This is a genomic window from Mesorhizobium sp. M0045, assembly GCF_040323385.1.
In the GTDB taxonomy this organism is placed as follows: domain Bacteria; phylum Pseudomonadota; class Alphaproteobacteria; order Rhizobiales; family Rhizobiaceae; genus Mesorhizobium.
Genome location: NZ_JAMYUY010000002.1, coordinates 176,838 through 202,041, shown reverse-complemented (window position 1 = coordinate 202,041; position 25,204 = coordinate 176,838). Strand labels below are relative to the sequence as shown.

32 protein-coding genes and 2 tRNA genes are annotated in these 25,204 nt (G+C 61.4%); 14 read left to right on the top strand and 20 right to left on the bottom strand.

Translation table 11 applies throughout. From position 1 onward, the window contains the following. The first annotated feature begins 201 nt into the window (after positions 1-201). Positions 202-1,938 carry a gamma-glutamyltransferase gene (gene ggt, locus NKJ72_RS03715; protein WP_352475899.1) on the top strand — a complete coding sequence of 579 codons (1,737 nt, stop codon included), beginning with the start codon at positions 202-204 and terminating at the stop codon, positions 1,936-1,938. An 89-nt stretch (positions 1,939-2,027) separates the two neighbouring features. Here ggt (NKJ72_RS03715) and NKJ72_RS03710 read toward each other — a convergent pair whose 3' ends face one another. From NKJ72_RS03710 to NKJ72_RS03700, 3 genes are all read right to left on the bottom strand, one after another. Beyond that, complete coding sequence (locus tag NKJ72_RS03710; RefSeq protein ID WP_352475898.1) at positions 2,028-2,372, bottom strand: hypothetical protein; 345 nt, start codon at positions 2,370-2,372, stop codon at positions 2,028-2,030. Positions 2,373-2,547: 175 nt separating this feature from the next. Further along, entirely contained in the window at positions 2,548-2,997 is a 450-nt protein-coding gene (locus NKJ72_RS03705) for a hypothetical protein (RefSeq protein ID WP_352475897.1), read from the bottom strand. 138 nt (positions 2,998-3,135) lie between these two features. Further along, entirely contained in the window at positions 3,136-3,435 is a 300-nt protein-coding gene (locus tag NKJ72_RS03700) for a DUF1236 domain-containing protein (protein ID WP_352475896.1), read from the bottom strand. A 418-nt stretch (positions 3,436-3,853) separates the two neighbouring features. On the opposite strand from NKJ72_RS03700, the gene NKJ72_RS03695 reads away from it, so the two are divergent. The 8 genes from NKJ72_RS03695 (at position 3,854) to ggt (NKJ72_RS03660) (ending at position 10,688) form a co-directional block, all read left to right on the top strand. After that, positions 3,854-4,045, top strand: coding sequence for a DUF3606 domain-containing protein (locus NKJ72_RS03695; RefSeq protein ID WP_254820019.1), 192 nt, complete (start codon positions 3,854-3,856; stop codon positions 4,043-4,045). 102 nt (positions 4,046-4,147) lie between these two features. Beyond that, positions 4,148-4,414 (top strand): DUF6894 family protein, encoded by a 267-nt coding sequence (locus NKJ72_RS30955; protein WP_502894180.1) that lies wholly within the window; start codon positions 4,148-4,150, stop codon positions 4,412-4,414. Between the two features lie 665 nt (positions 4,415-5,079). Further along, complete coding sequence (locus NKJ72_RS03685; protein ID WP_352475894.1) at positions 5,080-5,430, top strand: VanZ family protein; 351 nt, start codon at positions 5,080-5,082, stop codon at positions 5,428-5,430. 544 nt (positions 5,431-5,974) lie between these two features. After that, positions 5,975-6,646 (top strand): GntR family transcriptional regulator, encoded by a 672-nt coding sequence (locus tag NKJ72_RS03680; RefSeq protein ID WP_352475893.1) that lies wholly within the window; start codon positions 5,975-5,977, stop codon positions 6,644-6,646. Positions 6,647-6,729: 83 nt separating this feature from the next. Further along, positions 6,730-7,575: a transporter substrate-binding domain-containing protein gene (locus tag NKJ72_RS03675; RefSeq protein ID WP_254820023.1), complete on the top strand. Its 846-nt coding sequence runs from the start codon at positions 6,730-6,732 to the stop codon at positions 7,573-7,575. Between the two features lie 69 nt (positions 7,576-7,644). Then, positions 7,645-8,358, top strand: coding sequence for an ABC transporter permease (locus tag NKJ72_RS03670; protein WP_352475892.1), 714 nt, complete (start codon positions 7,645-7,647; stop codon positions 8,356-8,358). After that, positions 8,355-9,074, top strand: coding sequence for an ABC transporter permease (locus NKJ72_RS03665; protein ID WP_352476074.1), 720 nt, complete (start codon positions 8,355-8,357; stop codon positions 9,072-9,074). The genes NKJ72_RS03670 and NKJ72_RS03665 overlap by 4 nt, the downstream gene beginning before the upstream one ends. A gap of 21 nt (positions 9,075-9,095) precedes the next feature. Then, on the top strand, positions 9,096-10,688 hold the full coding sequence (gene ggt / locus NKJ72_RS03660) for a gamma-glutamyltransferase (RefSeq protein WP_352475891.1): 1,593 nt from the start codon (positions 9,096-9,098) through the stop codon (positions 10,686-10,688). Between the two features lie 148 nt (positions 10,689-10,836). Here ggt (NKJ72_RS03660) and NKJ72_RS03655 read toward each other — a convergent pair whose 3' ends face one another. Then, complete coding sequence (locus tag NKJ72_RS03655) at positions 10,837-11,721, bottom strand: sigma-70 family RNA polymerase sigma factor (RefSeq protein ID WP_352475890.1); 885 nt, start codon at positions 11,719-11,721, stop codon at positions 10,837-10,839. 106 nt (positions 11,722-11,827) lie between these two features. On the opposite strand from NKJ72_RS03655, the gene NKJ72_RS03650 reads away from it, so the two are divergent. Continuing rightward, positions 11,828-12,301, top strand: a complete 474-nt coding sequence (locus tag NKJ72_RS03650) for a hypothetical protein (RefSeq protein ID WP_352475889.1) — start codon at positions 11,828-11,830, stop codon at positions 12,299-12,301. Between the two features lie 76 nt (positions 12,302-12,377). On the opposite strand, the gene NKJ72_RS03645 is transcribed toward NKJ72_RS03650, so the two are convergent. From NKJ72_RS03645 to NKJ72_RS03595, 11 genes are all read right to left on the bottom strand, one after another. Next, positions 12,378-12,743 carry a VOC family protein gene (locus tag NKJ72_RS03645; RefSeq protein WP_352475888.1) on the bottom strand — a complete coding sequence of 122 codons (366 nt, stop codon included), beginning with the start codon at positions 12,741-12,743 and terminating at the stop codon, positions 12,378-12,380. Between the two features lie 345 nt (positions 12,744-13,088). After that, a tRNA-Phe gene (locus NKJ72_RS03640) sits at positions 13,089-13,164 on the bottom strand. 436 nt (positions 13,165-13,600) lie between these two features. After that, positions 13,601-13,789, bottom strand: a complete 189-nt coding sequence (gene yacG / locus NKJ72_RS03635; protein WP_352475887.1) for a DNA gyrase inhibitor YacG — start codon at positions 13,787-13,789, stop codon at positions 13,601-13,603. Next, a complete protein-coding gene (locus NKJ72_RS03630; protein WP_352475886.1) occupies positions 13,786-14,415 on the bottom strand; it encodes a Maf-like protein in 630 nt (209 codons plus the stop codon). Before NKJ72_RS03630 ends, yacG begins: the two co-directional genes overlap by 4 nt. Positions 14,416-14,440: 25 nt before the next feature. Beyond that, entirely contained in the window at positions 14,441-14,659 is a 219-nt protein-coding gene (infA, locus tag NKJ72_RS03625) for a translation initiation factor IF-1 (RefSeq protein WP_006200926.1), read from the bottom strand. 89 nt (positions 14,660-14,748) lie between these two features. Beyond that, positions 14,749-15,216, bottom strand: a complete 468-nt coding sequence (locus tag NKJ72_RS03620) for an arsenate-mycothiol transferase ArsC (RefSeq protein WP_292663983.1) — start codon at positions 15,214-15,216, stop codon at positions 14,749-14,751. Between the two features lies 1 nt (position 15,217). Then, on the bottom strand, positions 15,218-15,703 hold the full coding sequence (locus NKJ72_RS03615) for a UPF0262 family protein (RefSeq protein WP_352475885.1): 486 nt from the start codon (positions 15,701-15,703) through the stop codon (positions 15,218-15,220). Positions 15,704-15,705: 2 nt separating this feature from the next. Further along, the gene (hisD, locus tag NKJ72_RS03610; RefSeq protein ID WP_352475884.1) at positions 15,706-16,998 is read right to left on the bottom strand and encodes a histidinol dehydrogenase; all 1,293 of its coding nucleotides are present in this window, start codon (positions 16,996-16,998) and stop codon (positions 15,706-15,708) included. Between the two features lie 4 nt (positions 16,999-17,002). Further along, positions 17,003-17,434: a DUF2948 family protein gene (locus tag NKJ72_RS03605; RefSeq protein WP_254820565.1), complete on the bottom strand. Its 432-nt coding sequence runs from the start codon at positions 17,432-17,434 to the stop codon at positions 17,003-17,005. 93 nt (positions 17,435-17,527) lie between these two features. After that, positions 17,528-18,820, bottom strand: coding sequence for a UDP-N-acetylglucosamine 1-carboxyvinyltransferase (gene murA, locus NKJ72_RS03600; protein WP_352475883.1), 1,293 nt, complete (start codon positions 18,818-18,820; stop codon positions 17,528-17,530). A 157-nt stretch (positions 18,821-18,977) separates the two neighbouring features. After that, a complete protein-coding gene (locus NKJ72_RS03595; protein WP_352475882.1) occupies positions 18,978-19,178 on the bottom strand; it encodes a hypothetical protein in 201 nt (66 codons plus the stop codon). A gap of 175 nt (positions 19,179-19,353) precedes the next feature. On the opposite strand from NKJ72_RS03595, the gene NKJ72_RS03590 reads away from it, so the two are divergent. Beyond that, positions 19,354-19,428 (top strand) — tRNA-Thr (locus tag NKJ72_RS03590). 541 nt (positions 19,429-19,969) lie between these two features. On the opposite strand, the gene NKJ72_RS03585 is transcribed toward NKJ72_RS03590, so the two are convergent. Next, complete coding sequence (locus NKJ72_RS03585) at positions 19,970-20,587, bottom strand: cupin domain-containing protein (RefSeq protein WP_352475881.1); 618 nt, start codon at positions 20,585-20,587, stop codon at positions 19,970-19,972. 353 nt (positions 20,588-20,940) lie between these two features. Here NKJ72_RS03585 and NKJ72_RS03580 point away from each other — a divergent pair, with 353 nt between their 5' ends. Continuing rightward, positions 20,941-21,075, top strand: a complete 135-nt coding sequence (locus NKJ72_RS03580; protein ID WP_352475880.1) for a hypothetical protein — start codon at positions 20,941-20,943, stop codon at positions 21,073-21,075. A gap of 649 nt (positions 21,076-21,724) precedes the next feature. Here the strand turns inward: NKJ72_RS03580 and NKJ72_RS03575 are convergent. Then, a complete protein-coding gene (locus NKJ72_RS03575; protein WP_352475879.1) occupies positions 21,725-21,907 on the bottom strand; it encodes a hypothetical protein in 183 nt (60 codons plus the stop codon). Positions 21,908-22,042: 135 nt separating this feature from the next. Here NKJ72_RS03575 and NKJ72_RS03570 point away from each other — a divergent pair, with 135 nt between their 5' ends. Further along, positions 22,043-22,588: a group I truncated hemoglobin gene (locus tag NKJ72_RS03570; RefSeq protein WP_352475878.1), complete on the top strand. Its 546-nt coding sequence runs from the start codon at positions 22,043-22,045 to the stop codon at positions 22,586-22,588. Between the two features lie 96 nt (positions 22,589-22,684). On the opposite strand, the gene NKJ72_RS03565 is transcribed toward NKJ72_RS03570, so the two are convergent. Together NKJ72_RS03565 and NKJ72_RS03560 are read right to left on the bottom strand one after the other, a co-directional pair. Continuing rightward, on the bottom strand, positions 22,685-23,278 hold the full coding sequence (locus NKJ72_RS03565) for an SOS response-associated peptidase (RefSeq protein ID WP_352475877.1): 594 nt from the start codon (positions 23,276-23,278) through the stop codon (positions 22,685-22,687). Positions 23,279-23,361: 83 nt separating this feature from the next. Continuing rightward, on the bottom strand, positions 23,362-23,619 hold the full coding sequence (locus tag NKJ72_RS03560) for a hypothetical protein (protein WP_352475876.1): 258 nt from the start codon (positions 23,617-23,619) through the stop codon (positions 23,362-23,364). Positions 23,620-23,988: 369 nt separating this feature from the next. Between NKJ72_RS03560 and NKJ72_RS03555 the strand changes: the two genes are divergently transcribed. Continuing rightward, positions 23,989-24,198, top strand: coding sequence for a hypothetical protein (locus NKJ72_RS03555; protein ID WP_352475875.1), 210 nt, complete (start codon positions 23,989-23,991; stop codon positions 24,196-24,198). A gap of 727 nt (positions 24,199-24,925) precedes the next feature. On the opposite strand, the gene NKJ72_RS03550 is transcribed toward NKJ72_RS03555, so the two are convergent. Continuing rightward, positions 24,926-25,126 (bottom strand): CsbD family protein, encoded by a 201-nt coding sequence (locus tag NKJ72_RS03550; RefSeq protein ID WP_023677416.1) that lies wholly within the window; start codon positions 25,124-25,126, stop codon positions 24,926-24,928. Positions 25,127-25,204: the final 78 nt, after the last annotated feature.

The following is a 25,204-nucleotide window of genomic DNA, read 5'->3' as shown; positions in this document are numbered from 1 at the left end:
GGCACAAAGCAAGAACAAAATTGCTTGTCAGCGTTGGATCGTGGCTTCATTTCAGCTTGGGTTCCTTTCCGCCATGAATGGGGGCGAGGAACCCCAGGTGTCGATAAAGGCGCAAGCCTCGCCATATCTTCCCATTAATGTCAGTAGACTCAACCTCTCCAAGCGCGTTTCCTAGGCCTACCCACGCCTCGGAGAACGGCCATGCACAACACCCGCCGAACCCTAATCGCCGTCACCCTTTCCCTCACCCTGACCTTCGTGCCGTTCCTCGCCTTTGCCGCCTCGCCGCAGCCGGCGAAGGGCGAGCACGGCATGGTGGTGACCGCCCAGCATCTGGCGTCGCAAGTCGGCGTCGAGGTGCTGAAGAAGGGCGGCAACGCGGTCGATGCAGCGGTCGCTGTCGGCTACGCTCTGGCTGTCGTCTACCCGACCGCCGGCAACATCGGCGGCGGCGGCTTCATGACCATCCGCTTCAAGGACGGCCGTTCGACCTTCCTCGATTTCCGCGAGCGCGCGCCGCTCGCCGCGACCAAAACCATGTATCTCGACAAGGACGGCAAGCCGGTAAAGGGCGCCAGTCTCGACGGCTATCTGGCGGTCGGCGTGCCCGGTTCGGTGGCCGGCTTCGAGATGGCGCGGGAGAAATACGGCACGCTGACGCGGCAGGATTTGCTGGCGCCGGCTATCCGCTATGCCAAGGACGGTTTCGTGCTGGAGCAGGGCGATGTGGCCTCGCTCCTGGGCGGCGCCGAGCGGCTGGCCAGGGACCCAGCGGCGGCCGCCATTTTCCTCAAGCCGGACGGCAAGCCCTATGCCGTCGGCGAGCGCCTCATCCAGGCCGATCTCGCGGCCTCGCTTGCCGCGATTTCGGAACGCGGCGTGGATGCCTTCTACAAAGGTGCGATCGCCGACGCCATCGTCAAGGCGAGCGGCGAGAAGGGCGGCATTCTGGCCAAGGCGGATTTCGAAAATTATGCAGTGCGCGAGCTCCAGCCGGTGACCTGCAATTATCGCGGCTACGAGATCATTTCCTCGCCGCCGCCAAGCTCCGGCGGCGTCATCATCTGCGAGATCCTCAACGTGCTTGAGTTCTACCCGCTGTCCTATCTAGGTGCCGGTTCGGCCGAGACGGTTCACGTCATGGTCGAGGCGATGCGCCACGCCTATGTCGACCGCAATTCGGCGCTCGGCGATCCCGGCTTCGTGGACAATCCGGTCGCAAAACTGCTCGACAAGAATTACGCCAGGGAAATCCGCGAAAAGATCGATCCGTTCCGGGCCGGGGTGTCGCAGGAACTGATGCCGAAGGGCTTTGGCGAAAGCAGCGAGACGACGCACTATTCGATCATCGACAATGACGGCAACGCCGTCGCGGTGACCTACACGCTGAACGGCTCTTTCGGCGCCGGCGTTGTCGCCGCTGGCACCGGCTTCCTGCTCAACAACGAGATGGACGACTTCACCCAGAAACCCGGCGTCCCCAATCTCTATGGCCTGGTCCAGGGCGAGGCGAATGCGATCGCGCCGAAAAAGACGCCGCTGTCGTCGATGAGCCCGACCATCCTCGCCAAAGACGGCAAGCCGTTCATGGTCATCGGCAGCCCCGGCGGTTCACGCATCATCACCATCACGCTGGAGGCGATCGTTAACGTCATCGATCACGGCATGAATATCCAGGAGGCGATCGACGCGCCGCGCATCCACCACCAATGGCTGCCCGACACGGTCTATATCGAACCCTTCGGCCTGTCGCCGGATACTGAAAAGCTGCTTACCGGCATGGGCTACCGCCTCGATCTTGCCGACACGACCTGGGGCCAGGCGGCCGGCATCCTTGTCGGCGGCAAGAGCCTGGCGGAAATCGAGAAGGGTGGCGGCGCCCGCTACAACGGCGCCATCGACAGCCGCGCCGCAGCCGGCGAGGCCATCGGGTATTAGACGATGATCCCGAACCGAAGGTCAGCGCGGCAAAAAGTGGGAACCGGTTTCGGATAAGATCATGGTCAACAAGAAGATTGCGCCTTGCTTCAGGTGACCAGCGCGATCGTCGACGCAATCAGCATCAGCGCCGCGATGCCGACGAACAGCGCGTAGAGGCGCGGCCGGTCGAGCAGAAGCGCATTGCCGGAGATCCATGCCGCGGTGGCGCCGCCAAGCGCGAAAAAGAAGGTGCTGCGGCGCCCGAAGCTCAAGCCGGCAGCCATCAGGCCGCCGATGATCAGGGCGCCGAACACGATGATCACGGCGACTGCGTATTTTTCGAAATCGTTGCTGCCGGCGCTCGGGCCGATTGCGTTCAACCTCGACAGATCGTCCGGATCGAACGGGCTGGTCGACCCATATTCGTCTTGACCGACAGGCTCATGCATCATTCGTTCTCCGCAAACCGACAGCAAATCATCAAGCCTCGCCGAGCGCAACCGCTCGCCGAATGTGATTGGCACGGTGTTCAACACTTTCTCGCGGCGGCTTGCCAGAGATTTTTGGGTGCGTGCCTTGATGGCCCCGCTGTGCGGTCTGGTCAAGCGCTTTGCAGGAGTTGAATCTTCAGGCCGCCCTGGCCAAAGACTGCATCGCCTGAACGGAAGCTCCAAGCACCGCCTGTGCGGCGTCGGCCTGTCTTTCATCGACATGCGCCAGCACCAGGATCACACCCTGTTCGGCATCCCGCCGGCCTGGCTGCTTGCCGCTAGCGGACGATGTGTCGAAAAGCCTGCCGGCAACGCAGCCCAAGGCTGCGCCGACGAGGGCCGATGCCAGCCATCCCGCGCCGACGGGATCGATGCCTGGGATATCAAAGGCGCCGAGGCCGGCCAACAAACCCGCCGCTGCGCCAAGGGCGGAACCGCTGCCTGGACCGCGCAAGACGACGCCGATTTCATCATCGTAGGGTCCGATGACGCTGATCTGGTGGCGCGCAATTCCTGCTGCCTGAAGCGTTTCGACGGCACGCGCTGCCTGGTCATGGGAATCGAAAAGTCTGCTGATTGTTCGCATTGAAACTGCCTGTGAGGCCCCCCGGCCGTCCACGGTACGGCGGGTTCCTGCCGAGCGACGACGCCGCGGAGCCGCCTAACGCAAACGTCACCCGCCGCTCATTCTGAGCGGCGGGTGACGGCTGCCCGAGTTTTCACGTCACTCGACGATCTTGACGATCTTGCGCGTGCCGGGGTCGACGACGACGGTGCGGTTGTCGATGACGACATAGCGGTATTTGACGTTGGGGACCTCATGAAGCTCGACGGTATCGGGAAGCGTTGAGCCGATATTGAGCTCCACCCCAGGGATTTTCACCGAGGCCAGCGGCTGCTTCTTCACATACTCCTTGATGACCGTTTCCTGCTCCGGCTCGATGACGACGTCTTGCGCCGCAACGGCTCCGACGCCTGCCAGTAGCAGAAATCCCGCCACTGCGGTGGATAAATGCATTCTCATGGTCGTCTCCTTTGCGAACTCGGTCCGCTCTTCGCGCCAAGGCTCACTCGAACGTAAGGCAGCTGAAAACGTTCCGTCGACGGGGCTTCGGTCCCGCCCGGCAGGGACCAACCGACGTGTTGCCGCAGGACCTAAGTCTGATCCTTGCGCGCAAAGGGTGGGTTTGCCGCGTGACCCGGAACCGTGGCGGCGCGTAGCCGTTGCTGGCTGCACGTTCCGGGAGGATTCCATGGAAAAGTCGACGGTTGCTCGCACGGATCTTGGCTGTTTCCATTCCGATCCAACCCGGCAGCTGCGCAGCCTGTCCCTTCCTGCGCCGATAGGTTCGCCCGTCACCTTGTGGCGAGCGAACCCTCAAATTGCTGCGTGCATCAAAGCTGACCCCCTGAAGCGAAGAGAAGGGGCGAGGAGAACAGAAATGGCCGACGACAAGAGCAAGCGAGACTTCAGCGACCGCAAGCGTGTTTCGGTGGATGAGTATTACGAGGTCGAATATTTCGCGCGGGAAAATGGTGTTTCGCCCAGCCAGGTGAGCAAGCTGATCAAAAGGACCGGCGGCGACCGGATGATCCTCTCGCAGGCGGTGAAGGCATTGCGCGAGCGCAAGTGAGATGGTGGCGAAGCCAACGGTGGAGAGGCACTGATCGCGATTGGCCGAGATCGCGGCGATCTGCCGACAACGTTCCCGGATGCCGAGCTTCGGCCAAGCGCAATGCCCCACTGCTTCTTTGATTCCGACGAAGACGGAATCGTCTATTCCGACGATCAGGGAACGTTATATGACGATTTCCCGCTGGTCAGGAAAGAAGCCCTTCGCACATTGGCCGAGATGGCCAGGGATGGCCTTCCTCACCGCAGGATTGCAGTCAAGGTCCGGGACGACCGTGGCGGCCTGATCCTTGAAGTGGCTTTGACCTTTGCCGTCGAAACGCGGCATTTCGACGAGCGTATTTTCCAGATCGACTTGCGCACGAACTGACGCCTCGATCGTCATCGCGCCGACCATGAGGTTTCTGGCGCAGCCGCATCTTCCCTAGACCGGAACATTAGTAGTCTCTAATTGTTATCCTAAGCAGCGGGAACCTCCCGGGTTTCTGCTGCAGATCGGGTGCAAACCCGGTCGGCCCGCGCCCTCCGCCAGAGGCGCGGGCTTCGTTTGTTTAGCCGATGCGCAACGCCGTTCGGCAGCAGCATATTGGAGACCTGCGGGAGCATTCGTACCGTCGGTCGCTACCGCGGCGCCCTGGCGCCCAGGCAACGGAGCCCGTCGTCCGACAGGGCGGCGGGCTTTTAACCCCTTTGCGCAATCGGTGGAATTCTGGCCGGCGCCGATTCGTGTGGCATGGGTAAGGTGCCCCGACGCAGCGCCGGCCAAGCGGAAGTCAGGTCCGCCGCAGCCAGATAGTAGCCGGGTCAGCGCGGCAGGGAATTGCGTGATCGCGGAAGCTACCGCTGGCCTATTGCACTCGCCACGAGCCCGGCCTGTGCGGCGGCTGACCCGAGGCATTCATTCATTCTGACGATGCACCGGACGCCCGGACGGCGGAAATTGGACGCCGCGCTCGCTCTGGCCGGTGGTGTTCCCCCGCAGATTTCGGACGAAAGGCCATTTTATCCTTGTTGCGCCTGGATTCCTATCAGATCGTGGCAAGGATTGCCTTTCCGGCCGCGTTTGCCGGCGTTCTGCTGTTCGCCCTTTTGCCGGAGCAGCTCCTGCTGGGTCTTGGCCTGGCTTTCACGTTTGATCACGACAAGCTCAATCACGCCGCCGCCTTCGTCGTCCTGGCGGCTCTCGGAAGTCTCGGCTGGCCGGAACGCAAGGCGAAGCTGATCGTACTGCTCGTTATCACGGGCGCAGCGATCGAGGGGCTTCAGGCCGTGCAACTGATAGGGCGCGACCCGGATCTGTTCGACTGGATCGCCGACTGCGTGGGAATTGCGTGCGGACTGATGGTTGCAGGCTGGACAAAGCGGCTCGCTGGCGGATTGCCATAGGTGCTGGGAGCCTAACGGCGCCGGCCCACCCGCGCTCCAAGGTTGTGAAAATGGCCGGCGCCACTGGGGGGCGCGTTGGGGTAAGTTGCCTGATCGAGCGCCGGCCAGGCGGAAAAATCAGGTCCGCCGCAAAATAACGTAGCAGGAATGGCAATGCGCGGCAGTAGCGTGATCGCGGAATGTCCGCGCTCGCGCCTCCGGTGCGGTGACCCGTTTTGGGTCAACAATTCTGGCACCTGAATTGCACTGGAAGCAATGCCGGGGAACACTCCGGCGATCGTCCCCGAATATGGGGCCTCGCCGCTTCGCAAATGGAGCGGCGGGCCTTTTTGTAAAGTTCGGTGGCGTTGAAGGTTTCCGACGCGCGGGCGTCGAAAAGCGGCCGATCAGCGGCTTAGCTGACCACGGTGCGCTTGCCCGATTTCCCCGATCAAGTCCTTATTCTCACAACAGAAATTCTAACGCGCGCAAGCTTCGGTGCTTGACACAGGTCTCGACAACTGGATAAGTGGATACACAGATACGCTTTGACCGGACCAAGGACGTGGCAGCAGACGCAATCGAGCCGTTGGGTATCACGACCGCCGAGGAGGAGGCTTATCGCCACATTCAGCGGGCCCTGAGGATGGGGCGTTACCGGGCCGGGGACCGGCTGATCCCGGAAGAGATCGCGACGGAAATCGGCATGAGCCGCATGCCGGTTCGCGAAGCATTCCGCCAACTGGCCGCGGAAGGTCTTGTGGTCATTCGCCCGAACCGTGGCTGCATCGTCGCCGGGCTTACCCTCGATGAGATCTACGAAACCTTTGAAATACGCTCAGTGCTCGAAGGGTTGGCGGTGAGGCTTGCCATGCCGCACATCGATGTCGAAGTGCTTGAAGAACTGGAACGCCAGCTCGACCGGATGGAGCGCGCCAGCCAGACCGGCAGCAGCGACTGGGTCGTGCGCCATCAGGCCTTCCATCTGCAGATTTGCCAATTGAGCAACAGACCCAAGCTGGTCCGGCAGATTGCCAGCCTGCACGTCGTGATCGAGCCCTACCTGCGCATCTGGTTCGACTATGTCGACAAACCCGCCAGCGCGCGCGCCGAGCACGAGATCCTGATCGAGGTGTTGCGGTCAGGTGATGCCGGCAAGGCAGAGATCGTCATGCGGGATCACATCGTCGAGACAGCGCCGCTTCTGGCTAGCTTTGCAAGTCCCGGCCGCCGCTAGGAATACCATCTAAATCGTTGAAGCCGGAAGATAATCCGGCACGACGAAAGGGAACTGCCATACCGGCAAAAGAGGAGATTGACATGAAAATTAGCCGCATCGCAGCCATTGCGTCGGTCCTGTTCGGCCTGGTCCAGGCCGCTGTCGCACAAGAAACGCCAAAAGCAATTACCATTGCCACCGAAGGAGCCTACGCGCCTTGGAACTTCACAACGGCCGACGGCAAACTGGACGGCTTCGAGGTCGATCTGGCCAATGATCTGTGCGGGCGAATGAAGATCGAGTGCAAGATAGTCGCACAGGACTGGGACGGCATGATCCCCGCGCTGACCGTCGGCAAGTTCGACGTGATCATGGCGAGCATGTTCATCACTGAAAAACGTCTGAAGGTCATCGATTTTACCCAGCCATATGCCGTGGATCCCTCAGGTTTCGCGGTCGCCAAGGATAGCGAACTGGGCAAGCTCGGCATTTCCAACGAGCGGTTCAAGCTGGACAATGAAGCCTCTGCGCAGGCGGCAATCGACAGGCTCAAGCCATTGCTGAAGGGAAAGATCATTGGAGTTCAGGCTGCGACGGCAAACCTGGAATTTGTGAAAAAATACTTCTCGGACGTCGCCGAGATTCGCGAATACAAGACCACCGAGCAACACGATCTCGATCTCGCCGCGGGTCGCATCGACGCGCTCTTCGCACAGCAGACAGCGCTGGCTGCCACGCTGAGCAAACCGGAGTTCAGCGACTATACGCTTGCAGGACCAGGATTTGTCGGGGGTCTCTTCGGTCTTGGCTCCGGGGCCGGTATCCGCAAAGAGGACACCAAGCTGAAAGACATGCTCAACGGCGCCATCGACGCCGCGACCGCCGACGGCACGATCAAAACCCTGTCACTTAAATGGCTCAAGAGCGACGTCACTCCAGTCAAGTAAGCGCTTGCCGGCGAACGGCCATTCCTGACCCGTTCCGGAGCTGAGCCGTTCGTCCTGCCGGGGGTATCAATGGTTGACGCATTCCGGCTGCTTGGTTTCCAGAACGGAGGTTGGGGGGCTGCTCTTCTCATGGCGGCCTCGGTCACAGTGCTTCTGTCTGTGCTGGGCTTTGCGCTTGGCGCTGTATTTGGCGGGCTGGCAGCGGCCGGGCGTCTCCACAACTCCCAACTGCTAAGTTTCTTGGCCCTTGGCTATTGCACGGTTTTCAGGGGCGTGCCCGACCTTCTGACCATTTATCTGCTTTACTATGGAGGTAGTGTCGCCCTGACCTCGCTTGGTCATAGCCTGGGAGGGTCCGGATTCGTCGGCGTTCCGGCCTTTGCCACTGGAACCTTGGCTATCGCAATCATCTCGGGCGCCTATCAAGCCGAGGTCTATCGAGGGGCTTACGTTGCCGTCGACCAGGGACAGCACGATGCCGCTTGCGCGCTTGGTCTCAACCGGCTGCAGCGGCTGCGCCAGGTTATTTTTCCCCAGCTCCTGAGATACGCGCTGCCAGGCCTCGGCAATGTGTGGCAATTGGTTCTGAAGGACTCGTCGCTGATATCGGTAATCGGCCTCGTTGAACTGATGCGCCAGGCACAGATCGCCGCAGGTTCGACCCGTGAACCGTTCATCTTCTACATTGCTGCAGCCTTGCTCTATCTGGCTATCGCTTCCGTCACGGGCAATGCCTTTTACCGTCTGGAACGAAAGGCGCCGTGGCGCGTCCGGTCGGCATGATAGATTTCAGGTTTTTCGTCGAAATCCTGCCGAAACTACTCGCCGGCCTGCCGCTCACGATGGAATTGGCCCTGACTTCCATCGTTGCCGGCTTCGTTCTTGCCGTCACATTGGCGCTTGCCCAGCAATCGGAATCGCCCTTCGTCGTCCTGCCGATCCGTGGCTTCGTTGCCGTGTTCAGGGGGACGCCCCTGCTGGTGCAGATTTTTCTGACCTATTATGGCCTTGGTCAGTTCCGGCACCAACTGTCGGCAATTGGATTATGGACCGTTTTCCGCGAACCCTACTGGTGCGCAATCATCGCGCTGACACTCAACACCACCGCCTATGGCAGCGAAATCCTCCGCGGCGCGATTCAATCGGTGCCACGCGGCCTTGTCGAGGCGGCCCGGTCTGTCGGCCTGTCCACCTGTTTGACCTATCGGCACATTATCCTGCCGCTGGCCTTTCGCCAGGCGCTGCCGAGTTACGGCAATGAAATCATCCTGATGGTCAAGGGCACGTCTCTGGCTTCCATCGTAACCTTGATGGAGGTGACTGGAATTGCCCAGGGATTGATCTCCCAGACCTACCGCGCCTTTGAAGTCTTCATCTGCGCGGGCGCCATTTATCTCACTTTGAACTTCGCGATCATCCGTGCCTTGGCGGCACTCGAATACTGGATGTCGCGGCATCTGCGGCACCGCCCCTCGACGATGAGCGACGCCGCCTCTTGAGCACGACCAGAAGGGCATAGCATGCGAAATTTTGAGAAACCAACGCGCTCGGTTGTCGTTTCACGCGAGGCCATGGCCGCCACCTCTCATCCGTCGGCGACCCTGACGGCGGTGGAGATCATGGCGGCCGGCGGCAACGCCATGGATGCCGCCATCGCAGCCTGCGCGGTGCAATGTGTCGTCGAGCCAGCCTCGACCGGCATTGGAGGCGACTGCTTCGCTCTTCTGTCGCGAAACGGATCCGGCGAGGTCATCGCCTACAACGGATCGGGCAGGACACCCGCCGCCCTGACAATTGACTGGTTCCTTGAACGTGGCATGGCCGAGGTGGCCCGTAATTCTCCTGGCTCCGTCACCATCCCGGGGGCGATCGATGCCTGGACCAGATTGCACGCTGATCACGGGCATATGCCCTTCGATCAAATCCTGGCCCCCGCTATACGTTTCGCCGAGGAAGGCTACGCCATTTCACCGCGGGTCCATCGTGACTGGGCGTTGGAGGAAGAACTTCTGGCCTCTGATGTTACGGCGAAACGGATTTTCCTGCCAAACGGCCGCGCGCCAGGCGTTGGCGAAGTGCATCGCCAGCCTGAGTTGGCTGCAACGCTGCGGCTGATCGCCAAGAAGGGACGAGAGGCCTTCTACACTGGCCCTGTGGCCGAAGACATGGTCGCCTATCTTCGTGGGCTCGGCGGATTGCACACACTCGAAGATTTCGCCTCGGCAACAGGCGAGTACGTGACCCCGATCAGCGCGGCGTTTCGAGGCTGCGATGTGTTCGAATGTCCGCCGAATGGCCAGGGTGTGATCGCGCTGCTCATTCTAAACATCCTCTCGCGCTTCGAAGCCTACGGCGACCCGCAATCCGCGGACCGGCTTCACCTGGAAATCGAAGCAACACGCCTCGCTTACGCCGCGCGTGACCTGCTCGTCGCCGATCCCGACATGTCCGAGGTCCCGGTGGCCGATATGTTGTCGAATGCCTGGGCCGATCGTCTGGCCGGCATGATTGACCTAAAGCGTGCCCGCGCGGATCTGCCGGCGTTCGATATGCCGCTGCACAGCGACACGGTCTATATTTCCGTTGTCGACAAGGATCGCAATGCGGTCAGTTTCATCAACTCGGTCTTCGACAGCTTTGGCTCGGGCCTGGTCTCGCCACGCTCCGGTGTCGTCTTGCACAATCGCGGGCAAAGCTTTTCGCTTGACCCCAGGCACCCTAATGCAGTGGCGCCGAACAAGCGACCTTTGCATACCATCATACCCGGGATGCTTGCGAGAGGCGGCCGGGCAGAAATGCCTTTCGGCGTCATGGGTGGCTACTACCAGGCAATGGGCCACGCGCACCTGCTGACGAAAGTGCTCGACTTCGGGATGGATCTGCAGGAGGCGATCGATCTGCCGCGGATCGCCCCCGTCAGCGGCACGATGAAGGTCCAGGCCGAACACGGGCTCGCTGGCGAGACCCTAGCTGAACTTAGCCGACGCGGTTTCGAAATCATTCCTGCCACGGACCCGATCGGCGGTGCGCAGGCTATCCGCATCGATTGGGCAAACGGGACCCTGCTGGGCGGTTCTGAACCGCGCAAGGACGGCTGCGCCCTCGGTCTGTAGGTTGTGGCCAGAGCGGGATCCGAGATGCCGAAGCCGTTTTTCATCGACATTTGACCGGCGTCGCTGGCCATGGTCCAGATAATTCTCGCACGCCATCGACAACGGCAGGCAGCTGGATGTAGCGACAAATCATAAGTCGCGACTTGTGCTAATCTGGTGAATTGAGCGTGGCAAAATCGATCTGACTCAGGCGAGCGGGATCGCCGATCACTTCAATGGCTCGGATTTTCTCCCCTGCCGCGTCTATCGTCAGTGCATATCGCGCACGTCCGGTCGGCGCCACAACAATCCCTGGCGCCCCGTTCAGAAGCATTGGCGTCGCGAATTGCGTACGTGCCGCGAAGGCAAGAGCCCCCCTCGCAACTGTTGTGGACCCATGTGCTTCCACCGCTCTTCCGTCAGGAGCCGCAGACGAATCAACACGGATAACGACGTCCGGGTCGAGGAGGGCCACGATCGCATCAATGTTGCCGGAACGAACTGCGTTAAGAAACTCATCCACAAGCCGCCGCCGCCCGTTCAATTCAGCAGCGGAAACAGTGGGCTGACCCCGTATGCGACGACGAGCTCGGCTTGCCAGTTGCCGCGCCATGACCGGGGTGCGGCCGACGATAGGGGCAATCTCTTCGAAGGGCACATCAAAGACGTCGTGCAGCACGAAGGCGACACGTTCGGCAGGAGCAAGCTTTTCGAGTACGACACTCAGCGCAAGGCCGACCGAATCGGCAATCGCTAATTCCTTGTCGAGGTCCGCGGCGTCTCCCGAATCCGCGCCCCACTCGGAGAGCGCCTGCAGAGTCTCCGCGCGTGATTTGCGCGCCCGCAGCATGTCGAGGCAGACGCGCGCAACGACTGTAGTGAGCCAAGCGGTAAGATTGTCGACGCTCCGGGCATCTGAGCGGCTGAGGCGCAGCCACGCTTCTTGCACTGCATCGTCGGCCTCTGTCGATGAACCGAGCAGGCGGTATGCAACCTTCCGCAGACGCGTGCGATCAGCTTCGAAGCGCTCTGCCAGCCATTCATCCGGGTCCATCTGTCACATTTTCCCATCGCTGTCCGTCACAGTGATGACGGAGGAGGCTCATCCGATGTGACAACTCCATTTCAACGGCCTGGGGTGAGACAAAGGAGATATCATCATGGAACCGACCAACCCACTGATTCCGATCTTTGTTGCCTTGCTCGGGACTTGGTTCGGCGCAGCCGTGTTTTATGTGGTGGTTATAGCCCCCGCCGTCGTTCAAGCGGGGCCGTCCGGCGTCGGATTCCTGCAGACGCTCGCGCGACGCTACGGCACCGGCCCCTTCTATGCCGTCTTGGCCTTTCTGACGGTTGCGACCGGCATGTGGATGTACGTGGCCGGTGCCCGCGGCGTGTGGACAACGCTGAGCGTAGGCTTGGCAATACTGGCGCTGTTTCTCGGTGCATCGGCCAATCGGATCGCCGAGAGGAAGTGGGTCCACCTGGTCGGGACCATCCGGGGCTCTGCAACAGGAGACCAGGGCAGCGACGTGGCGACAGCAATCGCCAAAGCCGAAAGGGTCAACGTCGTGACAACGGTCGTGCTCGGGCTCGCGCTCCTCTGCGTGGTTCTGAGTCGAACTATGGCGTAACAACTCGCAAACGCGCGGCAATCCACATTTATCGCGGGAATTCGTATTCCCTCAACCACCGGCTATTTGTTCAAGCTCAGTCCTTCTTGAACTCGAATAGCTCGATCACGTTGCCCGATGGATCCTCGAGCAAGATGGCGCGACCGGCACCGCCGTCGCTGACGTCGCCGCGGAATCTTGCATCAGCCCGGCGCAACCGCTCAATGAGCACATCGAGTCCCTTCGTAACGATCATAAACCGGTTCCACCCGCCCGGCTTCGGATCGCCGCCCGCCTGACCACCGCTCCCCGCACCTGGGGCGCTGAGATACAGCGTCAAGTCGTCACGCAGCAGCGCGGCGAACTTGCCCGGATTGTGCATTTCGATCTTGAAATCGAGATAGTCTCGATAGAATGCGACCGCCTCATCGACGTCCGCAACGATGTATCGGACGGAAGCCATTCAACCTTCTCCTCTGTCTTGGAGCTACAACAGTCAACTTCGGCAAAGGTTTCCCTGTCGGTCGAGCTGAGTGCAGAAGCGGGCCTTCTGGATGCCAGCCGAAAAAGTCGGATGAGGTTTTTGGACAAAAAGATCAACCTCAGCCAGGTCTTCGCCGGCCAGACCGTCGGGCACCAAACAGGGCGAGGACCATATCTGGCTGGTCAGCTTCGTGGACACGATCTGGGCTATTTCGATGATGAGACATGTAGGCCCGAACCACCCCAAAAACCCTTTCGGGCCAAAGGGTTACCTATGTCTCTGGTATAAACCGTAACCTATGTGTCCAGAATGGACCGAGGTGGATGGTGCCCAGAGGCGGATTCGAACCACCGACACGCGGATTTTCAGTCCGCTGCTCTACCAACTGAGCTATCTGGGCCTGCCCCAGTGGGCGGCAATCTGCACACCGGGTTCATGAAAGCGCCGTCGGCACCCCTTGAAAGCGCGTGGGTTATAGCACGGGAATTCGGCCTGTCCAGCGCTTAGAGCATGATCCCGAAAAGTGGAATCCGGTTTTCGGAAAAAAGATTATGCTCAGACAAAAAGCATGATCCCGAAAAGTGGAATCCGGTTTTCGGAAAAAAGATTATGCTCAGACAAAAAGCATGATCCCGAAAAGCGGAATCCGGTTTTCGGAAAAGATCATGCTCAGACAAAACGCCGGAACCTGTTCTGTCCGATACTACCCGGAATGGAATAGGTTCTGGACATTAATTTCAGTCGGGAAGCGACAGCCAGTCCGCAAGGCCGATCACCGGTCACGATCGCGGCTGCGAAACCGTCCCAAGCCTGTGCAAAACCGCAGGTGGACGGTGCTATTTCTGGTCGTCGTTCTCATCCTCGTCGCGGCCCGGGATGACGTAGACCCCCTTCAGCCAGCGGTTGAGGTCGATGTCCTTGCAGCGCGTCGAGCAGAACGGGTAAGTTTCGCGCGCCGATGGCTTGCCGCATTCCGGGCATGGCCGCTTGGGCCGCAACGGCGTGACCTTGTCGTCCGGGCTCATAGCCGCGTACCCGACAGCCAGTTGGCCTGCACCTTGAAGCCTTCGCCGCTGAGCAGCGCCACCGTCTCGTAGAGAGGCAGGCCGACCACGTTGGTGTAGGAGCCGACAAGCTTGACGACGAAGGCGCCGGCAAGCCCCTGGACGGCATAGCCGCCTGCCTTGCCGCGCCATTCTCCCGACGCGATGTAGGCCTCGATCTCCTCGCGCGGCAGCCGCTTGAAGCGCACCCTGGTTTCGACCAGCCGCAAGCGCTGCTTGCCGCCTGGCGTGATCAGGCAGATGCCGGAATAGACGCGGTGCGAACGGCCGGACAAAAGCCCGAGGCAGTTGGCGGCGTCGTCGAGCGTCTCGGCCTTGGGCAGGATGCGCCGCCCGACGGCGACCACCGTGTCGGCGGCCAGCACGAATGTCGGCACGTAGTCGGTCTCGGTCTTCAGCGAGGCCAGCGCCTTCTCGGCCTTCTGCGTCGCCAACCGCTTGGCCAGCGAGCGCGGATGCTCGGCACGCAGCGGCGTCTCGTCGACATCGGCCGGCAACACACGGTCCGGCTCGATGCCGGCCTGCTGCAGCAGCTCGATCCGGCGTGGCGAACCCGAGGCAAGCACGAGCTTCTGCAAAATGCCCATCGCGATCCCGGCCGGGTCCTTGAACTTACTTGAAGCGGTAGGTGATGCGGCCCTTGGTCAGGTCGTAGGGCGTCATCTCGACCAGGACCTTGTCGCCGGTCAGAACGCGGATGCGGTTCTTGCGCATGCGGCCGGCCGTATGGGCGATGATTTCATGTTCGTTTTCGAGCTTGACCCTGAACATCGCGTTGGGCAGCAGTTCCGTGACGACACCCGGAAACTCGAGGACTTCTTCCTTCGGCATTCGATACCTTTGCTTGGATGGGTACTTCCAGCGCCCCGGCCGGAAAGTTGCGCGGAACCTATATGATAAACGTCCGCTTGTGAACATGCTTAATCCGCGGCGTTTTCAGCCCCGTTGCCGAGAAAACGGCGGCCGATCCGCGCCTTCAGCCGCTCGCGCACGTCGCGATAGGCAGCCATGATCTGCTCGCGCGTGCCGCTGACGCCGGTCGGGTCGGGCATCGGCCAATATTCGACTTCGACGGCCAGCGAACGGGTGAGCTCGAGCGCGGTGTGGTGGGCTTCCGGCGCCAGCGTCACGATCAGGTCGAAATAATCGTCCTCGAGGTCGTCCATCGTTCTCGGGTGCCGTTCGCCCAGTGAAAGGCCCTCTTCGGCCAGCACGGCATCGACGAACGGATCGCGTTCCCCGCCGCGCACCCCGGCCGAGGCGACGAAGGTGGTGGGCGGGAGCACCTTGCGTGCCAGCAATTCGGCCATCGGCGAGCGCACTGCGTTCATGCCGCAGACAAACAGGATCGAGCGGGGCAGGATCGGGCGGGGCAGCGGGGCGGCCAGTTCAGCCTCGCCAGTGCAGCACGCAAACCAGCGTGAACAGCCGGCGCGCCGTGTCGAAGTCAATCTCGATCTTGCCGGCAAGCCGGTCCATCAGCGTTTGCGAGCCTTCATTGTGCAGGCCGCGCCGGCCCATGTCGATCGCCTCGATATGGCTGGGCGTCGCGGTTCGGATGGCATCATAATAGCTTTCGCAGATCATGTAGTAATCCTTGACGATGCGCCTGAGCGGCGTCAGCGACAGAATGTGGGTGACCACGGCTGCGCCGTCCTCGCGCGTCACGGCGAAAACCAGCCGGGATTGGGCCAGCGACAGTTTTAGTCGGTACGGCCCGGCGCCATCGTCATTGACCGGTTGAAAACGGTTCTCCTCGATCAGGTCGAAGATCGCCACCGCCCGCTCATGCTCGACATCGGGCGTCGAGCGGCCGATCGTCTCGTCGAGCTCGACATCGATCAGCCTGGCGCGGGTTTGGTCGTAGTCGGACATGTCTACATGTTCAGCCGGATGCCGACGGAGCGTCCATGCGCATCGAGGCCTTCCGCCTTGGCGAGCGTAATCGCCGCCGGCGCCAGCGCCCGCAACTGCTCCGGCCCGAGCTTCAGGACCGAAGTGCGCTTGACGAAATCGAGCACCGAAAGTCCGGACGAGAAGCGCGCCGAGCGCGCTGTCGGCAGCACGTGGTTGGAGCCGGCGACATAGTCGCCGATGGCCTCCGGCGTGTGGCGGCCGAGAAACACCGCACCGGCATTGCGCATTCGCGCCAGGAAAGCTTCGGGGTCGTCGATGGCAAGCTCGACATGTTCGGCGGCGATGCGGTCGACCAGCGGCAGTGCCGCCTCGATCGTCGGCACCAGGATCACCGCGCCGAAATCGCGCCAGCTCGCCGCCGCCGTTTCTCCGCGCGGCAGGTTCTGCAACTGCCGCTCCACCGCCTGTTCGACCGCCTCGCCAAACGCAGAATCGTCGGTGATCAGGATCGACTGCGACGATACGTCGTGCTCGGCCTGGGCGAGCAGGTCGGCGGCGATCCAGTCCGGATCGTTGCTGCCGTCCGCCACAACCAGCACTTCCGAAGGCCCGGCGATCATGTCGATGCCGACCGTTCCGAACACCTGGCGCTTGGCCGCCGCGACATAGGCATTGCCGGGGCCGACGATCTTGGCGACAGGCTTTATCGTTTCGGTGCCAAAGGCAAGGGCGGCGATCGCCTGGGCGCCACCGACGCGGTAGATTTCTGAGACGCCGGCAAGGTCCGCTGCCACCAGCACCAGCGGCGGCACGTCGCCGCCGGAGGCCGGCACCACCATGGCGATGCGCTCGACGCCGGCGACCTTGGCCGGCACCGCGTTCATCAGCACCGAGCTCGGATAGCTCGCCGTGCCGCCCGGCACATAGAGCCCCACGGCCTCGATCGCCGTCCAGCGCGAGCCGAGCTCGACGCCGGCGGCATCGGTGTAGCGGTCGTCCTGCGGCAGCTGCCGCTGGTGATGGGCGCGGATGCGCTCGCGGGCGAATTTCAGCGCCTCGACCGTTTGCGGGTCGGCTGCATCGTAAGCCTTGGCAATGTCGTTCCTGGAGACGGCGATGCCGAGCTCGGCCAGGTCGCCGCCGCCGAATTTCTGCGTGTACTCGACCAGCGCGGCGTCGCCCTCGGCGCGCACCTTGGCGATGATCTCGCGCACCACGGCGTCGACATCGGCCGAGACTTCCCGCTTGGTCAGCAGGAACGCGGCAAAGCGCTGCTCGAAATCGGCGTCGGACTGGCGAAGCGTGATGGCCATCGGCTCAAACCCTGTGGGCCGGGCGCGACGTCGCTTCCCAGGCGCCGCCGACATCGGCAAGCCGCGCCTCGATGCATTCGACATCGAGCATGATCGCGCCGCCGCCCGAAAAGATCAGCTCGACGATGCCGGCCGGCTTGTCGAGCGCGAGAAAGCTGATCGCCAGCAGCGACAGCACTTCGTCGGGCTTGTCGCGGGCAATGCCGCTGGTCTTGGCGCCGAGCACCCGGTCGAAATGCAGCACAGCCTGCCGCCGCTCGTTGTGCTGGCGAAAGAAGCCGGATTTGGCCTCCCAGACGAAGCGATTCATGGTCAGCACGAAGCGCTTTACCGAAGGCAGGTATTCGAGATCGCTGACCTTCATGACGGCATCCTGGACATGCGCCGAGATGATGCTCAGATCCTGATCGTCGAGCGCGACAAGCTTGAGGGCCATGCGGATTTCACACCTGAAGGTTGGACTATTCAGCCTTCTGTTAGGCGGTCTTTCCGGTCCGTGCAACCGCGCCACAAGCCCTGCGGAAAGGCTCTAGCCCGAAATGCGCTCGATCTCCGCGCCGCAGCCGGACAGCTTTTCCTCCAGCCGCTCGAAGCCGCGGTCGAGATGGTAGACACGGTTGACCGTGGTTTCGCCTTCGGCCGCGAGGCCGGCGATGACCAGCGACACCGAGGCGCGAAGATCGGTCGCCATGACCGGCGCGCCCTTCAGCTTCGCCACCCCGTCGACGATCGCGGTCTGGCCGGACAGCGTGATGTGGGCGCCGAGCCGGGCGAGTTCCTGGACGTGCATGAAGCGGTTTTCGAAGATCGTCTCGGTGATGCGCGACTTGCCCTTGGCCATCGTCATCAGCCCCATGAACTGCGCCTGCAGATCGGTCGGGAAAGCCGGGAAGGGCGCCGTCGTCACGTCAACCGGTGAAATGCCGGCGCCATTGCGCCTGACGCGGATGCCGGAATTGGTCTGCGTGATCTCGGCGCCGGTCTGCGAAATGATGTCCAGCACCGTCTGCAACAGGTCGGGCCGCGCGCCTTCCAGCACGACGTCGCCGCCGGTCATCGCCACCGCCATAGCATAGGTGCCGGTCTCGATACGGTCGGGGATCACCCTGACGCGGGCGCCCGACAGCGCCTCGACGCCGTCGATGGTGATGGTCGCCGTGCCGGCGCCCGAGATCTTCGCGCCCATGGCGTTGAGGCATTCGGCGAGGTTGACGATCTCCGGCTCGCGGGCGGCGTTTTCGAGCACCGTCTCGCCCTTGGCCAGCGAGGCCGCCATCATCAGCACATGGGTGGCGCCGACCGAGACTTTCGGGAACACATAACGGTTGCCGACAAGCCGGCCGTTCCTGGTCTTGGCGATGACGTAGCCGGTGTCGACGTCGATATCGGCGCCCAGCGCCTGCAGGCCTTCGAGGAAGAGGTCGACTGGGCGCGTGCCGATGGCGCAGCCGCCGGGCAGCGACACCTTGGCTTCGCCCATGCGGGCCAGCAGCGGCCCGATCACCCAGAACGAGGCCCGCATCTTCGACACCAGCTCGTAAGGCGCCGTCGTGTCGACAATGTTGCGGGCGGAGAAAGTGATGGTGCGCGAATAGCCTTCCTGCTGCTTTTCGCGGCGGCCATTGACCGAGTAGTCGACGCCGTGATTGCCGAGGATGCGGATGAGCTGTTCGACATCGGCCAGATGCGGCACGTTTTCCAGCGTCAGCGTGTCGTCGGTCAAAAGCGAAGCGATCATCAGCGGCAGCGCGGCGTTTTTCGCGCCCGAGATCGGGATGCTTCCGGCAAGCTTGTTGCCGCCGACAATTCTGATGCGATCCATGAAGAGCGTCCCCTCGGCTAAAAGGCCGGTTTAAATCGGTTGAGTCTGTTGCCGCCATCTAGACCATTGGCCGGCTTGGTTCAAGAAACAGGCTATTCCCCACTTTGGCCCACGCTGATTTGGCCAAAGTACCGGCGACCAACATAGCCGATTCGCGTTAATCTTTTTTCATCGCCGCCTGCAGCCCGTCCGGCCGCTGGTCGGCGTCGCCGGTCCTTCGTGAGCGCAATTGCGCCTTGCGCTTCTGCAGATTGGCGCGCAACTGCTCGGCCAGCCGGTCCTTGCGGCCAGTTCCTGCCTTTTTCGCGGAACCATCCTTCTTCGGTGGCTTGTTCGGAGAAACTGCCTTGTCGTTCATCGTTCCGTCCCCGGCCCGGCGACCCGCCGGTACGGATCAAGGGATAGCCAACATTGTGGCACGGCCATGTCCGCAACGATCGCCTGGTGCGGCCTTTCAACCCGGCCCCCGTTTGTGCCCCTTGTCTTGGCCTTGCGCTTGCCGGTTCGATATGGCAGAAGCCCCGCCATCGGCGGCTGCGGTAGCTCAGTGGTAGAGCACTCCCTTGGTAAGGGAGAGGTCGAGAGTTCAATCCTCTCTCGCAGCACCATCGAATTCAGCATGCACCTGTCAGCGTCAACTGGTCGCTAGTATCCTGGGCAGACTCCCGCATCATTCGAACCACACTGAAGCGATCGATGACAATCGCACCCTGGTGCGCTTCTCGTGTTTGGGCCGTACTTCACCAGACGACCGTGAATGCCGACGAGGAGTTGTCTTTGCCATTGGCTTAGGTGGCCGCGACCCAGCGCAATCTCGATGCGGGGTCTGAGGCCAGGGACCATGGCCAGGGCTGAGGCGACCAAGGCCAAGGCCGTTGTGGAGGTCAAGCAGCTCACGGCCGTCATTGGGCCGCTGAAGGGGCCGGTCGGAACCCCAGTCAGATCGCGCGGCAACGCTCGCTGGCATGGGAGTGGCGACGCCCCCGAGCGGGAAGTGGACGGCTATGGGTCAGGCGAACCCAATCCGATGGCGTTGGGGCCAAGACCCAACACCCTGAAGGACCCGAGTTCGACCCCAGGGCAGACATTCTCAGCTTGTTGACCGATTGTCTGCAACAGAGCGGAAGTACCACCCTGGGAAATGTCGCCTCAGTCGAGGCTGGCCGGCGACGAGAACGGCTGATTGGCGTCGACCACGAAGATCGCCAGCTCATCGAGATCGGTTGTGCCGGCGCTGAACACCTCCATCGGCGTGTTGGCCCCGTGTCCGATCATGGCCGTACCAGCTTCAGCATAGGTCACTCCGTGGGGCGTTCTCTGGCCGAGCTTGCCGGTCAGCACATAGAAGGCCTCCGGTCCCGGATGCGTATGGATCTTCGTCTTGACGCCGGGCGCTCCACCGGCGCGGTTCACGCGCAGCAAATACTCGCTTGCGCTGATCGGAGGGACCGGTCCGATCTCGACGACCTTGGTTCCGCCGGTCGTAGAGCCATCCTTCGGTCCAAGCGTGAACAGCCAGACCTTGCCTGCGACCTCCGCCGCAAGCGAGGTCGGGCCCGCAGCGCTTTGGGCCTGCGCCAGCGTTGGGAAACTTTCCAGCCGCCAGTACAACGGTCCGGAGGGCAGTTCCTTCACCCTTTTCTCAACCACCGGCTCGACGGCGAATTTGCTGTCTGCGGGCATTGCGGCTGACGTTATCAGCCCGAAAGCACACACCGAGAATATAAGCAGGCCAATACGGCGGGCGCTGAGGGAATGCGGCTTCATGGTTGGTCCTCCCTTTCATGGTCGCCCCCTCGACCCAATATTAGCTATAGCATATGTACCGCCTTACAGCACTGACCAAGTTTCGGGTCACCCTAGAGCGCCTGCCGCCAAAGAAGACTGTTCATGATGCCAAACCGTCTAGGGAGAGTTTTCAAATAGTTTTCAAATATTGGAACTCGGTCGTCGCGGTGGCACTGGCTGCGATGGCGATTGTCAGGGGCGGAAGGCGTGGCTCCTCAGCGTCGTCAAATGGATAGCCGACGGCCCCGTTTAGGGTTCGAAGCGGTCTTTGCCCCCAGGCTACTGCGTCTGACGTGAGCCCAACGGTCCAGCCGTCCAAAATCGGCCCGCGCATGGCGGCCAGCGCCGTTCGGGCGGACGTCCGAAAATGCCTGAATGCCAAGCATCTCGCCATGATAGAAAATGCCAAGGTCGAGCCACAGCTCGCGCTCGCACGCGCCATGATGCGCAGTGGGGAAGCGTTCTGATCTGCCCCCGCCGCAGGCGGCTTAACAAAGCTTGTAGCCGGGAACAATCGCTCAATGACTCGCGTTTCTTGCGAAGACCCGCTTCTTTTGCACGGGCAGCGGCCTCGAAGGCTCGCAAATGTCGCGCCGGCGTTTCAATCGCACCCGCCTCAGCCCTCACGATTTGGCTATTTGTGAACGCGTGTTCGATCAGGTTTGCGCAGATGAGCACATTGACCCTCTAAGCCTGGCTGCTGAAGCCTTGGCGGTGATGATTGTCGCAATCTTCCGAAACGTGACTACCAATGAGCGCGAACTGCTGGAGGAAGTTAGGTCTCTTCGTGGCTCAAAAGGCACAGAGAAGGCGCACTAGCTTCGCAACGTTCTGGGGCGAATTGGCCTAGTCCCGCTTTGGCACAGCCATTTGGTATCTGAATTGCTCATTGAGAATCGCCAGAGTGTAGCCACCGAGCTTGCGAAGGGGATGGAAATGGGCTTAGCCGAAGACTTATCAGATGTCGCGCTCACATTCGAATGTCCGGATTGCTTGCATCCGGCGGTAAGAAAGGGCTCTGCACTAAGAACAATCGCGCACTTCAAATGCGACGGGTGCAACGCAAAGGTGCGGATCACCTACCCGCAGAAGCTAGCGATCTTCGAAAAGCACAGGCTATTGGCCGCAGGCGACCGCCGCCAGCAAGGCCAGGAACACTACGGTGCCCGCAACAACATCGATCGGGCCGCCGATGCGGCCGAAGTGGCTTCGCGACCGCTGCCGCGCGCGGCGACGCGTGCTTAAGCCTTCCTCATCCGCGCGACCTTCACGCATGTTGACCACGGCAATGCCGTCCATCGGAATAATTCGGGCGAAGGGCGCGTTAGTTCATTAGACGATGCTAAAAATACGGCAACGTGTCCGAATGTCACTTCATGAAGCCCGCCAGACAGGCTGCGGCTTGCTCTGGCCTAACCTCGAAGGGAACCAGGGATGAAAATTTCGACCTCTTTGACAAGACGAAGTGTTGTCGCCGGGCTGGCGCTGGCCGCCGCATCGACGTCGGTATTGCCTGCCGACAACGCACTCGCCCAGGCTAAGAAAGCCACATCGGGGAAGACTCTATATGAGCGCCTGGGTGGTGTGTTCGCCATCGCAGCGGTGATCGATCATTTCAGCGACGCCGTCGTGATGAACCCGATTGTCGGCAAGAAGTCCAAGAACCCACAATTGCGCAAATGGCACACCAAGAACCTTGAAAGGTTGCCCGGCCTCAAGTTCATGCGGACGCTGTGGGTCTGCGACGTTTCTGGCGGGCCCTTCAAGTTCGTCGCCACCAAGCCCGGCACGACGCCGCTCGGCCTCGAGGAGGCGCATCGCGACCTGCGGATTTCCCCCGCGGAATTCGATGAGGTCGCAGCGGAACTCGGGCGGACCTTGGATCATTTCAAAATTCCGAAGCCTGAGAAAACCGAAGTCCTGGAAGCTTTCGCCGCTCACAAGGACGAGGTCACCGCCGGCTACGTCAAGCCGGGCTGAAGCGCTTATATCGCGCGGGCATTCGTTCTGAGCATGGGGCGCGCGCCGTGGCTATGCGGCGCGGCCGCAGCTAAGCGAGCAATTTTCCGATGGTTCCTACTCCGAACCCGCCCGAGCTGTCTCGACTCTGAGCGACCCTTCCGGCAACGGGCGCAGGAGTTCGGCCTCGGACCTCGTCAGGTGGATCCAGGCCGCCCAGTCCGACGGCCGCAGCACAACCACTTGCCGGTTGTGATATGGCGCCACGTCCGGCCCCGGCTCGCTCGTCAGCATCGTGAACGTTGGCGGCTTGTTGCCGATTCCCTCGCGCCACAACCCGGCAATCGCCATGAACGAATGGCCATTCAGCGTGAACCTGTGCTTGGTTTTTGGATATTTCGTTCCCGTGAATTCGAAGAATGCCGACGCCGGAACGAGACAGCGCTTGCTGTTGCCGAACTGCCGGCCCTCCGAGCGAAAGTTGAATACAGGTCCGCCTTTTGGCCCGGCCGGGGGAAAGCCGAACGTCATCGACGCCAGTTCGATTGCGTCGCCGGCGGCGCGCATTACAGGCCCGGGGTCGTTGATGTGGATGTCATCCGCCTGCGGCAGATCCAGCTCGGTTTGATGGCTGGGGATTTCGAGCGCCAGCGATTCCATCATCCGGCAGTATTCGGCCCAGGCGATGTGCTGCTCGTAGTCATTGCACATGGAAAGGCTCCGTACGCTCGACCGAGATCAGTTCAATCCATAGCGTTTGGTTGGCGCTGATTGCCGGCGGATTTGATATAAGCCTATTTGGGCCGGCGTGCGGCAGCGATGGTCTGCAACAGATTGATGCTGTTCACGTCAGGTTGACTGGATGCGGCGACGGCAAGTGCGGCGGCCTCGGCTATTTTCGCGACGTCGTCGCTGCTGATTAATCCGCGCTTTTCCAGCAGATTTACAAGCTCGACAACGAGAAGAAAGGCGTTCACACCATATCGTTCGGCTTTGAGCTCGAACTCGCCTCGGGCCAATTTCTCCCTGTCTCCTTCAGCCCGTTTGTCCACGTCGGCGTCCTCTCCTATGGCTACAAGCTATTAACGCTTAGCACGAATGGTTTAATCCTTCGAACTGGCCACAACCTTCGCCAATTGCCGGGCATAGTGTCGCCGGTGGCTAGGGCATGGGTTCGGTTCAGCCAAGGATGAGACCAGCCAACAGAACGGTAAGAATAAAGGACAACACGACGGTAAGTAGCCCCCATGCTTCCAAAGTGTTGGTTTGCCAAGCTTTCGTCGGGCGCCTCCGGTTTGAATTGCTGTTTCGCGAACCAAACTTCATCGGGCACCAGATCGGACGCGGAGCCGGCTTGAATTTGGCAAAGCGCTCCTCTTCATCGGCCCGGAAGGCATCTCCGCGAAACTCCGGAGCACCGTATGCGCGGCGCCGGCCTGCCTTTCATCGACCCGGGCCATCACCAGTATGACACCTTCTGCGATCTTCGGCTTGCGCGGCTTCTGGGCGAAATTGGCCAAAGTTCCGAGAAGCACGCCGGCAAAGCCGCCCCACGCCGCACCGACCAGAGCCATGCCGGTCATCCCCGCAGGATCAACGTCTTGAGCTCCAAAAGCGCTGAAACCGGCTAACAGACCAGCCGTGGCGCCAAGTGCGGCACCGGCGACGGCGCTCCGCCAGAGAGCGCTCATCTCATCGTCGTAATATCCAGCAACGCTGATCGGTTCATCGTTGTCGTTGTAAGATCCGACCACGCTGATCTGGCGGCGGCGAATCCCGGCAGCCTGAAGCGCGGCAACGGCACGTGCTGCCTGGGCATGGGAATTGAACAGTCTGCTGATTGTTTGCATTTACGCCCAGGTCCGACGCTCGTTAGCGGCGTCGGGCCTCTCCTCCCTGGCTTTGAACTCTTCCGCCCCGACACATCTTCGTCGCGCCAAAGTTCACCACAACGTGAGCCAGCCGGCTACGTTCCTCAGCCGAGGCTTCGGTCCAACCCCAGAGTGTCTTGCTTGGGACCTAAGTCTGACCAGCTTGGGCGTGCTGAGGCCATGCCGCGCGGGGACGGTCGCCAGCTCGAAGAGACGGTTCAGATGCTATCGCAGACCCAAAAAGCTCAAAATGGCTATTACGATCACTATCGCGCCGACCAGCCAGATAATGTTGTTCATGATTGCACTCCTTCGCCTCCTAGGCGGGGCGCACGCCGGGGCGAAGCCCGCCACGCAAGTAGAACATTAGATACGGCTAAAGGTTCCTCGCGGGGCCTGCCTGTCGAAAGAGCCCACCGCACCAGTCGGCACGGCGGGCGACGCAGAGTTTCACCCCGGTGGGAGAAGAGGGCGTTGCGTCCAAGGCTCAGCTGATGCTTCTGGACCAGTCATCAACCTGGCGCTCCGCCTCTTCCTTGGCGATGCCATATCGCTCCTGGATACGCCCCAAGAGCTGGTCCCGGTTGCCCTCGATCCGATCAAGATCATCGTCGGTTAAGTCACCCCACTGCTCTTTCGCCTTGCCTTTGAACTGCGTCCATTTTCCCTTGATTTGATCCCAGTTCATATGTTCCTCCTTGCTTCCTGGGCCCGCACTGAAGCGGAGCGCGGACCGATCGGCATTTCAATGTCGGTGACGAATGAA

Excerpts from the sequence above, each read along its gene's own strand:
- ggt (WP_352475899.1), top strand. The coding sequence starts at position 202 with ATGCACAACACCCGCCGAACCCTAATCGCCGTCACCCTTTCCCTCACC.
- NKJ72_RS03710 (WP_352475898.1), bottom strand. The coding sequence starts at position 2,372 with ATGATGCATGAGCCTGTCGGTCAAGACGAATATGGGTCGACCAGCCCG.
- NKJ72_RS03705 (WP_352475897.1), bottom strand. The coding sequence starts at position 2,997 with ATGCGAACAATCAGCAGACTTTTCGATTCCCATGACCAGGCAGCGCGT.
- NKJ72_RS03700 (WP_352475896.1), bottom strand. The coding sequence starts at position 3,435 with ATGAGAATGCATTTATCCACCGCAGTGGCGGGATTTCTGCTACTGGCA.
- NKJ72_RS03695 (WP_254820019.1), top strand. The coding sequence starts at position 3,854 with ATGGCCGACGACAAGAGCAAGCGAGACTTCAGCGACCGCAAGCGTGTT.
- NKJ72_RS30955 (WP_502894180.1), top strand. The coding sequence starts at position 4,148 with ATGCCCCACTGCTTCTTTGATTCCGACGAAGACGGAATCGTCTATTCC.
- NKJ72_RS03675 (WP_254820023.1), top strand. The coding sequence starts at position 6,730 with ATGAAAATTAGCCGCATCGCAGCCATTGCGTCGGTCCTGTTCGGCCTG.
- NKJ72_RS03670 (WP_352475892.1), top strand. The coding sequence starts at position 7,645 with ATGGTTGACGCATTCCGGCTGCTTGGTTTCCAGAACGGAGGTTGGGGG.
- NKJ72_RS03665 (WP_352476074.1), top strand. The coding sequence starts at position 8,355 with ATGATAGATTTCAGGTTTTTCGTCGAAATCCTGCCGAAACTACTCGCC.
- ggt (WP_352475891.1), top strand. The coding sequence starts at position 9,096 with ATGCGAAATTTTGAGAAACCAACGCGCTCGGTTGTCGTTTCACGCGAG.
- NKJ72_RS03655 (WP_352475890.1), bottom strand. The coding sequence starts at position 11,721 with ATGGACCCGGATGAATGGCTGGCAGAGCGCTTCGAAGCTGATCGCACG.
- NKJ72_RS03650 (WP_352475889.1), top strand. The coding sequence starts at position 11,828 with ATGGAACCGACCAACCCACTGATTCCGATCTTTGTTGCCTTGCTCGGG.
- NKJ72_RS03645 (WP_352475888.1), bottom strand. The coding sequence starts at position 12,743 with ATGGCTTCCGTCCGATACATCGTTGCGGACGTCGATGAGGCGGTCGCA.
- yacG (WP_352475887.1), bottom strand. The coding sequence starts at position 13,789 with ATGAGCCCGGACGACAAGGTCACGCCGTTGCGGCCCAAGCGGCCATGC.
- NKJ72_RS03630 (WP_352475886.1), bottom strand. The coding sequence starts at position 14,415 with ATGGGCATTTTGCAGAAGCTCGTGCTTGCCTCGGGTTCGCCACGCCGG.
- infA (WP_006200926.1), bottom strand. The coding sequence starts at position 14,659 with ATGCCGAAGGAAGAAGTCCTCGAGTTTCCGGGTGTCGTCACGGAACTG.
- NKJ72_RS03615 (WP_352475885.1), bottom strand. The coding sequence starts at position 15,703 with ATGTCCGACTACGACCAAACCCGCGCCAGGCTGATCGATGTCGAGCTC.
- hisD (WP_352475884.1), bottom strand. The coding sequence starts at position 16,998 with ATGGCCATCACGCTTCGCCAGTCCGACGCCGATTTCGAGCAGCGCTTT.
- NKJ72_RS03605 (WP_254820565.1), bottom strand. The coding sequence starts at position 17,434 with ATGGCCCTCAAGCTTGTCGCGCTCGACGATCAGGATCTGAGCATCATC.
- murA (WP_352475883.1), bottom strand. The coding sequence starts at position 18,820 with ATGGATCGCATCAGAATTGTCGGCGGCAACAAGCTTGCCGGAAGCATC.
- NKJ72_RS03595 (WP_352475882.1), bottom strand. The coding sequence starts at position 19,178 with ATGAACGACAAGGCAGTTTCTCCGAACAAGCCACCGAAGAAGGATGGT.
- NKJ72_RS03585 (WP_352475881.1), bottom strand. The coding sequence starts at position 20,587 with ATGAAGCCGCATTCCCTCAGCGCCCGCCGTATTGGCCTGCTTATATTC.
- NKJ72_RS03580 (WP_352475880.1), top strand. The coding sequence starts at position 20,941 with ATGGCGGCCAGCGCCGTTCGGGCGGACGTCCGAAAATGCCTGAATGCC.
- NKJ72_RS03575 (WP_352475879.1), bottom strand. The coding sequence starts at position 21,907 with ATGGACGGCATTGCCGTGGTCAACATGCGTGAAGGTCGCGCGGATGAG.
- NKJ72_RS03570 (WP_352475878.1), top strand. The coding sequence starts at position 22,043 with ATGAAAATTTCGACCTCTTTGACAAGACGAAGTGTTGTCGCCGGGCTG.
- NKJ72_RS03565 (WP_352475877.1), bottom strand. The coding sequence starts at position 23,278 with ATGTGCAATGACTACGAGCAGCACATCGCCTGGGCCGAATACTGCCGG.
- NKJ72_RS03555 (WP_352475875.1), top strand. The coding sequence starts at position 23,989 with ATGCGCGGCGCCGGCCTGCCTTTCATCGACCCGGGCCATCACCAGTAT.
- NKJ72_RS03550 (WP_023677416.1), bottom strand. The coding sequence starts at position 25,126 with ATGAACTGGGATCAAATCAAGGGAAAATGGACGCAGTTCAAAGGCAAG.